This is a genomic window from Megasphaera sp. UPII 135-E (genome assembly GCF_000221545.1).
GTDB classification, from domain to species: domain Bacteria; phylum Bacillota; class Negativicutes; order Veillonellales; family Megasphaeraceae; genus Megasphaera; species Megasphaera hutchinsoni.
Genome location: NZ_AFUG01000032.1, coordinates 33,400 through 47,293, shown reverse-complemented (window position 1 = coordinate 47,293; position 13,894 = coordinate 33,400). Strand labels below are relative to the sequence as shown.

Annotated in this window: 12 protein-coding genes and 1 pseudogene; 3 read left to right on the top strand and 10 right to left on the bottom strand. The window is 32.5% G+C overall.

The genetic code is table 11. From position 1 onward, the window contains the following. The first annotated feature begins 148 nt into the window (after positions 1–148). Together HMPREF1040_RS04580 and HMPREF1040_RS04575 are read left to right on the top strand one after the other, a co-directional pair. Positions 149–1,606, top strand: a complete 1,458-nt coding sequence (locus tag HMPREF1040_RS04580; RefSeq protein ID WP_007392740.1) for a nicotinate phosphoribosyltransferase — start codon at positions 149–151, stop codon at positions 1,604–1,606. Positions 1,607–1,912: 306 nt separating this feature from the next. Continuing rightward, positions 1,913–2,890, top strand: a complete 978-nt coding sequence (locus HMPREF1040_RS04575) for a YafY family protein (RefSeq protein WP_007392732.1) — start codon at positions 1,913–1,915, stop codon at positions 2,888–2,890. 160 nt (positions 2,891–3,050) lie between these two features. Here HMPREF1040_RS04575 and HMPREF1040_RS04570 read toward each other — a convergent pair whose 3' ends face one another. The 6 genes and pseudogenes from HMPREF1040_RS04570 to HMPREF1040_RS04545 all read right to left on the bottom strand — a co-directional run bounded on the left by HMPREF1040_RS04570 (position 3,051) and on the right by HMPREF1040_RS04545 (position 8,498). Beyond that, positions 3,051–3,785, bottom strand: a complete 735-nt coding sequence (locus tag HMPREF1040_RS04570) for a DNA repair protein RecO (protein ID WP_007392716.1) — start codon at positions 3,783–3,785, stop codon at positions 3,051–3,053. A gap of 7 nt (positions 3,786–3,792) precedes the next feature. Further along, positions 3,793–5,103: a hemolysin family protein gene (locus tag HMPREF1040_RS04565; RefSeq protein ID WP_007392797.1), complete on the bottom strand. Its 1,311-nt coding sequence runs from the start codon at positions 5,101–5,103 to the stop codon at positions 3,793–3,795. A 10-nt stretch (positions 5,104–5,113) separates the two neighbouring features. Then, positions 5,114–6,013: a GTPase Era gene (gene era, locus HMPREF1040_RS04560; protein WP_007392767.1), complete on the bottom strand. Its 900-nt coding sequence runs from the start codon at positions 6,011–6,013 to the stop codon at positions 5,114–5,116. Between the two features lie 68 nt (positions 6,014–6,081). Further along, positions 6,082–6,555, bottom strand: coding sequence for an rRNA maturation RNase YbeY (gene ybeY, locus HMPREF1040_RS04555; RefSeq protein ID WP_007392780.1), 474 nt, complete (start codon positions 6,553–6,555; stop codon positions 6,082–6,084). Positions 6,556–6,569: 14 nt separating this feature from the next. After that, a complete protein-coding gene (locus tag HMPREF1040_RS04550; RefSeq protein ID WP_007392748.1) occupies positions 6,570–7,529 on the bottom strand; it encodes a PhoH family protein in 960 nt (319 codons plus the stop codon). Positions 7,530–7,536: 7 nt separating this feature from the next. Then, positions 7,537–8,498: pseudogene (locus HMPREF1040_RS04545) on the bottom strand (TIGR01212 family radical SAM protein). A gap of 312 nt (positions 8,499–8,810) precedes the next feature. Here HMPREF1040_RS04545 and nadE point away from each other — a divergent pair. Further along, positions 8,811–10,721, top strand: coding sequence for an NAD(+) synthase (nadE, locus tag HMPREF1040_RS04540; RefSeq protein ID WP_007392772.1), 1,911 nt, complete (start codon positions 8,811–8,813; stop codon positions 10,719–10,721). Between the two features lie 271 nt (positions 10,722–10,992). On the opposite strand, the gene HMPREF1040_RS04535 is transcribed toward nadE, so the two are convergent. From HMPREF1040_RS04535 to HMPREF1040_RS08320, 4 genes are all read right to left on the bottom strand, one after another. After that, the gene (locus HMPREF1040_RS04535) at positions 10,993–11,463 is read right to left on the bottom strand and encodes a hypothetical protein (RefSeq protein WP_141557798.1); all 471 of its coding nucleotides are present in this window, start codon (positions 11,461–11,463) and stop codon (positions 10,993–10,995) included. Between the two features lie 166 nt (positions 11,464–11,629). Next, positions 11,630–12,157, bottom strand: a complete 528-nt coding sequence (gene dcd / locus HMPREF1040_RS04530; protein WP_007392806.1) for a dCTP deaminase — start codon at positions 12,155–12,157, stop codon at positions 11,630–11,632. A gap of 42 nt (positions 12,158–12,199) precedes the next feature. Further along, complete coding sequence (locus tag HMPREF1040_RS04525) at positions 12,200–13,462, bottom strand: hypothetical protein (protein WP_007392727.1); 1,263 nt, start codon at positions 13,460–13,462, stop codon at positions 12,200–12,202. 58 nt (positions 13,463–13,520) lie between these two features. Next, positions 13,521–13,880, bottom strand: a complete 360-nt coding sequence (locus tag HMPREF1040_RS08320; RefSeq protein WP_007392788.1) for a topoisomerase DNA-binding C4 zinc finger domain-containing protein — start codon at positions 13,878–13,880, stop codon at positions 13,521–13,523. Between the last annotated feature and the right edge of the window lie 14 nt (positions 13,881–13,894).

The following is a 13,894-nucleotide window of genomic DNA, read 5'->3' as shown; positions in this document are numbered from 1 at the left end:
TAATGGACCGGTAAATATTGTTTAGAGCATATTAAATTTGTAAACATGAATTATATATATCATTATCAATATGTAGCATAATAAAAGAACACTATCTATATTAAAATATGGTATAATTAAATTAAACATTTATTTGGAGGCGAGCATCTTGTATACAAACGCATTAGTCACCGATTTATACCAACTAACCATGATGCAAGGATTATTTTTAGAAGGTAAGCATGAACAAATATGTATTTTTGATCGATTTTATCGAAAAAATCCTTTTCAAAATGGATATACGGTTATCGCTGGACTTAACCATGTAATTGACTTTGTAAAAAAATTACATTTTAATGAAGATGATCTTTCATATTTACGTAGTACGGGTTTATTTCAAGAATCATTTTTAACGTATTTAAAACAGTTTACTTTTACTGGTGATATCTATTCTATGCCAGAAGGTACTATCGCTTTTCCTCAAGAAGTACTACTTCGTATTCATGCCAAAAAAAGTGAAGCTATGTTATTAGAAACCTGTATTTCAATGATTTTAAATCACGAAAGCCTAATTGCTACAAAAGCACGACGTATACGCAGTGTTGCGGGAAAAGATACATTAATGGAATTTGGTCTACGCCGTGCTCAGGGAAAATCAGCGGGCGTATATGGAGCAAGAGCAGCTATGATTGGCGGTTTTAACGGTACGAGTAATGTTTTGGCAGGTGCTATGTTTCATATTCCTATTTTAGGCACTATGGCACATAGTTGGGTTATGAGTTTTCCTTCTGAACTAGAAGCATTTCGGGCTTATGCACGGCAATATCCTAATAATTTAATTTTATTAGTAGATACATATAATACATTGCGTCAAGGTGTTCCACATGCAATTGAAATTTTTCAGGAAATGCGTGCAGCAAATCGACTACCTAAAACATATGGTATTCGTTTGGATAGTGGTGATTTAGCATATCTTTCTAAAGAAGCACATAAACGATTAGCAGATGCAGGCTTTGCAGATGCTATTATTGCAGCTTCAAATGATTTAGATGAAAACCTTATTTCAGAATTAAAAATTCAAGGCAGCGTTATTAATTCATGGGGGATTGGGACTCATTTAATTACAGCTAAGGATGGTCCTTCATTAGGCGGGGTATTTAAACTAGTCGGACAATACGAAGGAAAAACATTTGTTCCTAAAATCAAAATGAGTGATAACGTAGAAAAAATATCGAATCCAGGAATTAAAAATGTCTATCGAATTTATGATAAAAAAAGCAGTAAAATGAAGGCAGATATTATTTCTTTAGAAGAGGAAATTATTGACCCTATGCAAGATTATGAATTAATACGTGATCGTGCCCCTTGGCGATTCCGTATGATTCATGGAGGAACATACGAAGTAAGGAAAATGCTCATACCTATTTTTCAACAGGGAAAATTAGTATATGAAACACCTAGTTTAGAAGAAGTTATTCATTATGCTGAAAAAGAAATCCATACCTTATGGCCAGAATATTTGCGATTAGTTAATCCTGAAGAAATGTGGGTGCAACGTAGTAAAAAATTAAATACAATAAGAGAACAGTTACTAGCAGAAGAATCGGCAAAATTTTTAAATATATGATGAAAAATAAATTGCTACTTTCTTAATTATGATAACATCTTCAAAGATAAATTAAGTAGGTCAAATTGTGACTATGTAGATTAAATAATCTTTTTTTTGTAAAAAAATAAATATTTAGTTAATACTCTTTTGTATTTACAGAAATGTCATGCATAAAAATACATTGCAGCCGTTACCTGGAATAATAAAATAGAACGCTTTTTTTTGCAAAAATGTATTTTTTTATCTATCCGTTGTTGCCTTAAAAGATAAATATGCGTATTCTTTAGATAATAAGAATGTAATATGTTAAAGGTGGTGTATAGATTGACGGAGATTGATAAAGATAGTAAAAAAGAACGTTTATTAGATTTATATACTCGTTTATTACGCGGGGAAGCATTACAAAAAGAAAAAGAAGCTAGCCATTATGGAGTAACCGAACGCAGTATTCAACGCGATTTACATGATATTATTGCATTTTGTAAGCACCAAAAAGAACATGGGCACTATATGGGACTGCGTTATAACCGCAAAAAATGCTCATTTCAATTAGAAGTTGAATCAGAATCTTGTTTCACATCAGAAGAAATTTTGGCACTATGTAAAGTGCTTTTAGGAAGCAAAGCATTTATTAAAGAAGAAATATCCAATTTATTGAATAAGTTCCTTAATGGTTGTGTTAATGCAGATGATAAAAAAATGATAAATCATTTAATTAAGAATGAATTATATCATTATATTGAACCTAAGCATAAAAAAAATATATTATCTATGTTATGGCGAATAGGCAAAGCAATACAATATAATCGATACATTACTATTGTTTATAATAATAAATATCGACAAAGTGTGGTCACACGTAATTTAAAACCACTCGCCATTTTATTTTCAGAATATTATTTTTATTTAATTGCAATCGTTCAAGATGACGAACATAATTTAAAAAGAAACACCAATTGGAACTATTCATCACCTATTGTTTATCGGATTGATCGCATTCAATCATTAAACATTAGCTCTAAACGATTTGTAATTTCTTATAGTCAACGCTTTGAAGAAGGCATTTTTCGGCGTAGAAGTCCTTTTATGTATGGGGGCAAACTACAATGTATTGTATTTACTTATGCTGGATATGATATTGATGCGATATTAGATAGATTGCCAACAGCAGAAGTAATATCTTATCAAAATGGAGTTTATACCGTACAAGCAACTGTATACGGAAATGGCATTGATATTTGGTTGCAAGGACAAGGTAAACTTGTACAGATAGTAAAAAAAGAGGAAATCGATGACAAATAAAAGTAAAAAAAGAAACTGTTCGCATTCTTGTTAATATATTAACAAGAATGCGAACAGTTAAGACGAAAACATAGGAAATAAGCGCCTCTACAGACCTCTGTTTTTATAACTTCCTATAATTTAACGTTATCGGAAATAATTATATATAAATACTTCTATTTTACTCACCTAGCTCATACCGAGCATTAATGCTTTTTAATTCCTTTTCACTACATTGTTCAATATAACTATATAAAAGATTTTCTAATATCACTATATCGGTTTTATTTATTTGTAATACTGCTGTCGTATTCCAATTATATTGTAAAAGTGTTTTCCATAAGGTACGAACAGATGGCATGAGTTTGTGCGGTAAAACGTTAATTGGTAAATTATCGCCTAAATAATATAAAATGCGATTTTTTTTCTTTCCTAGAATGCCTATTTGCATATAATTTACATCTGGATAATATCCGGCATATCCTATTAATTGCCAACCTGCAATAATCGTGACAATTCGTGGGTCTTTTTTTAAGAGGGTTTGCGTATAAGTACATAATAACTGATAAATTTGATGATCTGTTACACCTGGTGGGATTAATGATAATATCATTTCTATAAAGATTTGAGAATAGATAAAATAATCCAACGAAAGGTTTAATGTTGCTTTTGTATTAGTACATTCAAATTCGCTTAAAAAAAGTATTTGCTCTTCTTTTAGTATATTAAAAATAAGCGAACCTAATGGTAAAATGGTATGATTTCCTAATATTTTTTTCCCTCGCCTATGTACTATATGTAATAAACCTTCTTCTTTTGTATATACAGTAATATGCTGATATAAATCACTTTTTTTAATTTTTAATACAACACCATGATAAGTACGATTTATAGGTGTTTTATATCGTTTCATCATGTTCATTTTATTCTTTGTCTTTCGTATCTTTATACGGCTCTACATATAATCGGGCAATACGGAAACGCCGCAATTCTTTTACAGTAAATTTATAGGTCCCAATGATGACACTATCTTCTAATGCTGGTGTATGACCTAACATATAAAAAACATATCCGCCAATAGTATCTGCATCAACTTCTTCTAACATGGATAGGTGTAATAATTCTTCCACATCTTTTACTAATACCGTGCCGGCTAATTCATATGTTCCATTAGCAAAGGATTGTATTTCTTCTTTTTCTATACTATGTTCATTTTGAATAGTCCCTACAAGTTCTTCTAAAATATCTTCTAAACCAATTAATCCTACCGTGCTTCCGTATTCATCCACTACCATAGCTAAATATGTACGTTTAGAACGCATTAATTGCAACAACGAGGATACGGACATAATTTCAGGAATTATTAAAATCGGATGTTTTATAGTTCGCAAATTACGCTTTTTTTGTATGTATACTTCCATAAAATCTTTAATATGAACTAATCCTAACACATGATCTTTATCCCCTTCACATAAAGGATAGCGTGTATGACGAAAAGAACGAATTGTATCCAGATAATCTGCCATTGTATCCTGAGTATATAGGCAAACAATATCTTGACGAGGTACCATAATTTCTTTTGCCATGCGATCAACAAAATCAAATACATTATCAATCAATTCACTTTCTACCGTATCAATTTTTCCTTCTTTATGACTGGCAGTGACAAGCATACGTAATTCATCTTCGGTATGTGAGATATCAAATTCATTGGTTAACGTTTGATGAAATAAGTGTACTATACGTTTACTTATATATATACCTATTGCTAATAAAGGAGTACATATACGTTGCCAAATAAAAATCATTGTTCCAATTTTTAATAATACAGTAAAAGAATTATACAAAGCGATAGATTTAGGAATAAATGCACCCAAGATCCATGTTACGATTGTAATAAGGATACCGAATATAGTAATCAGTAAAATAACTAATTCCTTGGAGAGTATATAATTAAAAAATAATCCATAGCTATTTTTTAACACATAAAAAATAGCTATTCCACAAAGGGAAAGACTGATGATCACGCCTAATTGAGCGGCCCCTAAAAAATATTCAGGAGCTTGATAAAAAGGTAATAATTTACGGGCGTGTACCTCCCCTTCTTCAATACGTTCATTAATATATTCAGAGCGTAATTGAACAAAGGAAAATTTTCCCGCCACACAAATAGCACTTCCCACCAAGAAAAGAAGATAAATAATCCAGCCCTGTATAATCCCTTGAATTTCCATGTTAATACCTCTATTCTTTGGTATATCCTAATTCTCGTAATGCCGCGACCTTATTACGCCAATCAGCTTTTATTTTCACCCAAATATCCAAGTATACGGAAGAACCTAAAAGCGTTTCAATATCCTGTCTCGCTAATGCACCAACTTCTTTTAAAACTGAACCATTTTTACCAATTACAATTCGTTTTTGGGAATTTCGTTCTACATATATGTTTGTTCGAATATATACTTTATTTTTTGATCGTGTTTTCATTTCTTCTACGTATACTGCAATAGCATGAGGAATTTCTTCATTCATAACTAATAGTAATTTTTCACGAACAATTTCGGCAACTAAAAGTCGTTCTGGTTGATCTGTAATCATATCATCGGGAAAATATTTTGGTCCTTCCGGTAAGATTTGTTTTAGTTCATCTAAAACAACATCTACATTTTCGCCTCGTTTAGCAGAAATTGGAATAATTTGAGCAAAAGGATATAATTCACGATATGACATAATAGCTTGTAATACTTGTTCTTTCGTTAACAAATCAATTTTATTAATTAATAAAAAAACAGGCACAGTACAATTTTTTAATTTTTCGGAAATAAACATATCGCCTGGACCTTTTTTGTCAGTACCTGCAACTAAAAATAATACAGCTTCTATATCTTTTAAGGATTGATACGCTGCATCATCCATAAATTCTCCTAATTTATGTTTAGGTTTATGAATGCCTGGTGTATCTAAAAAAATCATCTGACTATTTTCATCTGTATGAATACATAAAATTCTATTACGTGTAGTTTGGGCTTTGTCTGAAACAATGGTCACCTTTTCTTTAATAATATGATTAATTAAAGTTGACTTTCCTACGTTTGGACGACCAATGACAGCAATAAATCCAGATAGAAATTTCTTCGTTTCCATAAACTCTCCTTTATAGCAATGAGAAATAATATATCATCGTGCTTGATGATTATATATTATTTCTACATTTATAACGTTTCTCCTTCACGGACATATCCTAATCGGCAAAGAATAAATTCTTCTTCTTTTCTCATTTCTTCTTTATCTTTTGGTTCCATGTGATCATATCCTAAAATATGTAACATACCATGAATTGTTAAATATGCTAATTCTCGTTCAAAAGAATGACCAAATTCAGTAGCCTGTTCTCGTACTTTATCCAATGAAATTATAATATCACCTAATAACGCTGTGTCAGGACCATCATATCCGTCATCTTCCCCTTCGTTTAAAGCAAAAGATAAGACGTCTGTAGGTCTATCTATATTTCTATATTGTTTATTTAACGTGTGTATATATTCATTTTGACAAAGCAAAATGCTAATTTCTGCTTGTGGACCTAAACCATATACTAACGCCGCTTCTTGACATACACGCTCAATAATTTCGTCATAAGCATTATTTTGTAAATTTGTTTTTTCATATGTAATAGTAATTTGCATAAAAATTATTCCTCCTATTTGGGTTCATGATATGCTTCATATGCTCGTATAATACGTGATACCATAGTATGTCGAACGACATCAGCAGCAGTAAGATGAACTATGCCTATCCCTTTGACAGAGGATAGTATCTTTACTGCCTCTACTAATCCTGATTGACGATGATCGGGCAAATCAATTTGTGAAACATCACCATTGACAACCATACGAGAATGATTGCCTAATCGAGTTAAAAACATTTTCATTTGTTCTTTCGTTGTATTTTGTGCTTCATCTAAAATAATAAATGAATGTTCTAATGTTCGCCCACGCATATAGGCCAATGGTGCTACTTCAATAATATTTTTAGCCGCTAATTTTTGGAATTTATCCCCACCAAACATATCCGCTAAGGCATCGTATAACGGACGCAAATACGGATCAATTTTATCTTGTAAATCGCCAGGTAAAAAACCTAATTTTTCCCCTGCTTCGACAGCAGGTCGAGTTAGTATAATACGTTCTACTTCTTGATTTCTTAGATAATATGCTGCCAATGCTACCGCCATATAGGTTTTTCCTGTACCGGCAGGACCAATTCCAAATGTGACAATATGCTTACGAATGGAATCAATATATGCTTTTTGCCCAAACGTTTTTGCCTTTATCAATCGTCCACGAGCAGAAGTATTGATTGTATCTTCATATAATTCTTTTAATTTTTGACCATTTCCTGCATGCAATTGTTGTACAATATAGCGAACATGCTGTTCTGTTATATATACTCGTTCTTGCTGTAAAAAACGTAATAACGTACTCGTTTGAATGACAATATCGGTTTCCTTTACATCTCCTTGTGCGCAAAGATTTGTACCTCTAATAGAAAAATGACAAGAAGGAAATTCTTTTTGTAAAAAATGCAAATAGACATCACCATGACCTAAAAGAGTGCGTAATTCTTCGATATTTTGACAATGTATAGTGATTTCGTGCATGCCTTTTTTACTCTCCTTTATGCTGTGTGAATTTGTGTACCCCTTTACCATTTAAATACGTACATAATTTGCCTTGCCATGTATCCTTTTTTTTAGCTCTGCCTCAATCATATCTCTGATTTTCCACCAGCCCATACCCCAATTTGCCATTTCCGTTGCTTCTTTTGGTGCTCTTCCTATTAAGCGTTGAAAAACTATATCTGGTCTCGTATATTCTAAAAAAGAAACGACTCTTTGGACATATTCTTCACAAGGCCATAATTTTATACGACCTTCTTTATACCATCTTGTCATTAACGTTCCCTTGATTAAGTATAACGCATGTAATTTTATTTCATGATTCGGTAATGCCGAAATAATTTTTGCGGTTTCAATTGTATCTTCCATGGTATCCCAAGGTAAATCTAATATTACATGAGTACAAACACGAAACCCATAATCACGAACCATACACAAAGCATCAATATATTCAGCCAACGTATGTCCACGATTAATTTTAACCAACGTTTTATAATTAGCGGTTTGTAAACCGAATTCGAGTAAAATATCAACTTGATAGGTTTGTTGAATTTTTTTTAAAACATCTAAGTATTCACGAGTAATGCAATCAGGACGTGTAGCAATAGCTAATCCCACAATATTAGGAAGACACGCTTCTACTAAAAATGAATGAAATGCCGTAATAGGTAAATAAGTATTAGTAAAATTTTGAAAATAAGCAATAAATTTATGTGCTTTATATTTAGGGGCAATATGAGCAATATTAGCTTTAATTTGTTCTGCTACGGAAAAAGAGGCCGGTAAATTTTCATAACCAGCACCAATAGATCCACAAAACACACAACCATTTCTGCCTAAAGTCCCGTCGCGATTTGGACATGTATCTGGAATACTGATAGGTAATTTATATACTTTTTCGCCGTATGTTTCTTTTAGATACGTCGAATAAACACGATATCGTTCGTTCATATAACTCCTCATATTAAGTGGCATATCTTACTACCATCATGAGTGAATAAACCTAGTATCACTCTGAAAAATATAATGTATATATATCAGTATAACACATTTTGATATTATAAAATATGAAAATCTTTTCTTTTTCGTTTTTTCATGGAAGTCTTTTAGATAAAAATATGGAATTTATCCTGTTACGATATCATTGGGTTAATGACATTATTTTATTTATTCTTAAACTAGCTATTCTATCTTCATCTACTGTTATTCCCTATTATTTTATGTTAGGATATACATAAATACGTTTTACAGGGAGGTTTATGTATGTTAACAATTGGTTTGGCCCAACTTCATATTCACGCTGGCAATCCTCGCTATAATTTAACTATAATGCAACAATATATCCAACATGCAAAAGAGGAAAATTGTGATATAATTATTTTCCCCGAGTTAGCAATTCCAGGATATTTTATAGGTGATTTATGGGAACAAACGGATTTTATTAATGAATCGATAGCTTGTGGTGAAGAAATTCGCAAAGCTGCAAATGGAATTATTATTATTTTTGGTAATGTTGCTATAGATAAAAACAAAAAACAACATGATAATCGCTTACGCAAATATAATGCTATGTTTATTGCACATAATCAATCGTTCATAGGCCCCTCCCGCTCGCCTTATCCTTTCTATATTAAAACATTATTACCAGATTATCGTGAATTTTCGGATCCACGGCATTTTACTTCGCTCATTCAAGTGGCCCAAGAGGAAAACTGTACAATTTACGACTTATTATCTCCAATTAAGTTAAATACGTCCTCGCCTCATCCATTACGGGTTGGTCCGCTTATTTGTGAAGATAGTTGGGATGATGCTTATCAGGTAAAACCAATGCTGAATCTACAACAAGAAGCCCCCATAGATTTATTTGTTAATATTTCCAATTCTCCTTTTACCATTGGCAAAACAAAAAAAAGGCATGAACTCTTTCATGAAAAGTTGAATATGCTTCATGCTCCTGCCGTATATGTAAATGTTACGGGAATCCAAAATAATGGTAAAAATGTTTATACCTTTGATGGCTCTTCTAGTGCTTATAATCAAGATGGAACACCGGTTTATACTTGTAAGACGTTTTCAGATGAACTAGCTATTTTACAATATGATGAAGTGAATCATCAATTTATTCCTCCCTCGGGATATATACAAAAAAACAACACAAGCGAAATTACTTCTATCTATGAAGCATTACACTACGGTATTCATACTTTCTTAACTACCATGGGAATAGAAAAAGTAGTTATCGGTATATCTGGTGGTATTGATTCAGCTGTAAATGCAGCTTTATATGCTCGTGTTTTGAAACCAGAAAATATATTGCTCGTAAATATGCCAAGTCAATATAATTCAGATTTAACCAAAAACCTTTCCCAACAATTAGCTGACAATTTACAATGCCCTTATGCGATAGTGCCTATTCAAGATAGTGTAGAATTAACATGTAGGCAAATTCAGGATATTCAAAATAATCAACCACGAGCAGCTGCGGCAAAGTTGCAACTAACCGATGCGGTATTAGAAAATATCCAAGCACGTGATCGATCATCCCGTGTATTAGCTGGAATAGCGGCAGCTTTTGGCGGAGTTTTTACTTGCAATGCCAATAAGGCCGAATGCACCGTTGGTTATGCAACTTTATACGGTGATAGTGCGGGCTTTTTAGCTGCCACAGCAGATTTATGGAAACATCAAGTATATGATTTAGCATATTATCTCAATGATAAGGTGTATAAGAAAGAGGTCATTCCCCAAGAGATTATTGATCTTGTACCTAGTGCAGAATTATCGGCACAACAAGATATTACTAAAGGGCAAGGGGACCCTTTATGTTATCCTTACCATGATTATTTATTTGCAGCTTTTATCGAAAAATGGAATCGTGCTACCCCAGAAACTATTTTAAATCACTACGCAAAGGGAACATTAGAGGAGTATTTAGGTTGTCCCATTAGTATTCATTCTATATTTCCTAATGCAGCTGCTTTTATTACGGATTTAGAATATTGGTGGAAGCGATTTTCGGGGTTAGGTGTGGCAAAGCGTATTCAAAGTCCACCTATTTTATCTGTTAGTCGGCGTTCTTTCGGCTTTGACTTACGAGAATCTCAATTGACTCCATATTATTCGCAAGCATATTTGCACTTAAAAGAAAAACTTCTTACATCTCAAAAATAATAACAAAGGCAACGCTTTATTACGCAATCTACATAACGAATACCCCAATACTAGTGTTTGTTTATGCACTTAATTTAGTATTGGGGTACTCTCCTTCTTATCTTAGAGATACTCTTCATTTATGCTGTATTTTCAATGCTATTATAACTTTTATTTTAATTTTTATACTATATTGGATATTAAAAACTGCCTCAGAAACTTATTTTTTAGTTATAACTTTTTGGGGCAGTTTTTTATATATTATGTTTTTCCTAAAAAAACAATAAAGCCATTACACTTCTTCCGGATCCAGCCAATAGTGACGCTGCAAAAGATATTCTGCCACATCGGACTTAAAAATATCCTTAATAACATCCGCCAATAAAACTTCTTTTTTTTCATCTACCTTAATAAATATATGTGGCTTTTTTAACTCCGTATCTTCCAATTCATCTTTTAATTCACGACTTTCTTTTTCCCAAATATTTTCAAATAATTGCCGTTGTGGATCATAAATAAATTCACATCGCGTTTGTGTATACAATTGTAATCCATCATTCATTTTTATTTTACTTTCGCCTAAACGAGCTCCACGCTGAATATGAATAGAAATCACCTGATAAGATAAATCTGGTAAGACCATATCTGCTAGCGATACAATTTGTTTTAGCAAAGCCTCAACCGGTTTAATTTCATCTTGGGTTAATACTCTTCCATCTACATAATAGCTATCATTTTCATACGTTAAAGCAAATGTACCCAAACTTGCATCGATAATATAATTTTTTTTACGGTAACTTTAAAATATTCCTGTAACAAAGGTGTTAAATTCATACGCCATCCCTCTCATCATTTTAATATTAATTATCAACTCCTTACATAGTATATCATATTCATAGCGTTTACGCACTGCATCATGTATATTCATATTATTTTTTATGCTGAAAATCTTTCCATAGCATGCTCGGTTGAATTCCTTCGTTATGTTGATATTTTCCACTCGTATATCCATCATATTCACCATCAATATCATGATAATAAATTTGACAAATTTCTACATTCGGGTAAATGCGAATAGGTTGAACACAAAAAATTTCTAATGTCCAAAAACCAGCAAAGCCAACATCGCCAAAACCAGCGGTAACATGAATAAATACCCCTAACCGTCCTACAGAAGATCGACCTTCTAACATCGGAATATATCCATCTGTCTTCGTGTATTCATTTGTTCTACCTAGATATAGTATATTCGGTTGTAATACATATCCTTCTTCGGGAATAATTATTTTTCGTGTACTATTCGGGGTTGCCATATCTAATTGTCGATTTTCATATACTAATAATTCATTAAATAATGATAAATTATAACTATTCGGATTTATCCGTTCTGGTAAAAATGGTTCAATGTGAATTTCTTTTCCCAAATGTTTTATAATTTCCCTTCCAGATAATATCATATATAACACACCTTTCTTCATATATAAAGCATATCTATATCATTAGCTTTGTCGAATATCAATTGCACGTAGTGGAGTTTGATTATTCGTAAAAGAAACAAGATAAAAACGAACAGGCAAACCTAAAGATAAAGATGTATGCAAAAATTCTTCTTTGCCAAAGAAAAACTCTTGTCCATCATATAATCGTACAAATCCCCCTATTTTCCCCGGTAGTATGCGTGAAATACTACCTTCATAAACCGTTTCTCCTAAATGTGCCGCCTGCAACCAAAATGCATCTAATAGAGGCCACACTTGTTCTAGTGTTAATGCAGGAAAAGAGGAAAGTTCTACGCGTTGTTGTAACTCTATGGGAATATGCCAATGATATTGTTTCTGTAAACGTAATGCCGCTGTTTCATGCCAATATGCGGCTTTTAAATCCATCACATGCTGTCGTAATATATCTGCTATTTCTATCAATACGTGAATTTTTTGTGCTCTTTCACCGGGCATAAGCATAGCCCGGCTACCTTCTGTAATAGCCTGATTCCATTGCTGTTTTTTTATATTAACAAGCATAAGTCCTCGATATAAAATCCAATGTCGATGATATACACTAAGTCCTTTCAAAATAGCGGCTGCTCGTTGTGTGTTATGATTATGCATTTCACACATAGACATACGATAGGAAAACCAAATTTCATTATCGTTATGACAAGGAGATATGCGCCGCAGTGCTTCTTGACAAAACTGAATGCATGTATCATATTGTTTTAATTTTAATAAATATTTCGTCTTTTGTACATACCACCATTCGCGGGGAGATTCATAAAACGTGACCGTTCCATCGGCATGTACTTTTTTTTCTTCCGCTGCTAGTTTATCTGGATTTAACAAGGATAAATAATAATCTCGTTGCTTATATGAAAAAGAAGAATCGCCTTGAAATGCTTGTAAAATTTTACGTACCGTTCGTTCATACGGGGTATATATATTTTGTTTACAATACGAAAAAATAGATGCAGCAGCTCGCAAAAATACCGTTTTATCCTGTTGCTGTGATTGAAACGGAAAGATATAGGTATAATATAAACACCAGCAATAGACATTATATAAAATATGATATTGGGGATACCGAATAATGCCTGCCCTTGAGATAATATGTCCTTTATGATATTGTTTTACTTTACGTAAACTATATGCATAAAAATAATAATCTTGAGGAGTCCATGTAGTTTGCTCGGATTCTTTTTCATAAAAACCTATAATATCATGATATTTTTGAGCTTTATATAGAACACGTATCTCGTTTATTTTCATAAATACACCTATTTTTTAAGATACACACCATACTGTATAATCTATATCATTATATCTACTATTTAGAGGCCAACTTTTCTGTATACGTACAAGTAGGATACCCACTACAACCATAAAAATTACCATAAGGGCCTTTACGTAACCGTAAGGGGCGAGAACACCGAGGACAATTATGCGGCGGATTAGACGTAATTCCTACATGCAATAATAATTGTTGCAAAAATTCAATTTGATCGACAAGAAAAGACTGCAAATTTTCTTTACCTTGACTCATATTTTGCAAGCGATTCTCCCAAATAGCCGTTGCATCAGGATAGCGCAATGCATCAGGCAATGCTTCTATTAATTCATAGGCAATATCAGTAGGAATTAAATATTTTTTACGACCTTCTTCCTTAAGAAACTTACGATCAATCAATTCTTTTATAATGA

Bases quoted from the DNA above. Each gene is read 5' to 3' on its own strand.
- HMPREF1040_RS04570 (WP_007392716.1), bottom strand. From the start codon at position 3,785: ATGATGAAACGATATAAAACACCTATAAATCGTACTTATCATGGTGTT.
- HMPREF1040_RS04565 (WP_007392797.1), bottom strand. From the start codon at position 5,103: ATGGAAATTCAAGGGATTATACAGGGCTGGATTATTTATCTTCTTTTC.
- era (WP_007392767.1), bottom strand. From the start codon at position 6,013: ATGGAAACGAAGAAATTTCTATCTGGATTTATTGCTGTCATTGGTCGT.
- ybeY (WP_007392780.1), bottom strand. From the start codon at position 6,555: ATGCAAATTACTATTACATATGAAAAAACAAATTTACAAAATAATGCT.
- HMPREF1040_RS04550 (WP_007392748.1), bottom strand. From the start codon at position 7,529: ATGCACGAAATCACTATACATTGTCAAAATATCGAAGAATTACGCACT.
- nadE (WP_007392772.1), top strand. From the start codon at position 8,811: ATGTTAACAATTGGTTTGGCCCAACTTCATATTCACGCTGGCAATCCT.
- dcd (WP_007392806.1), bottom strand. From the start codon at position 12,157: ATGATATTATCTGGAAGGGAAATTATAAAACATTTGGGAAAAGAAATT.
- HMPREF1040_RS04525 (WP_007392727.1), bottom strand. From the start codon at position 13,462: ATGAAAATAAACGAGATACGTGTTCTATATAAAGCTCAAAAATATCAT.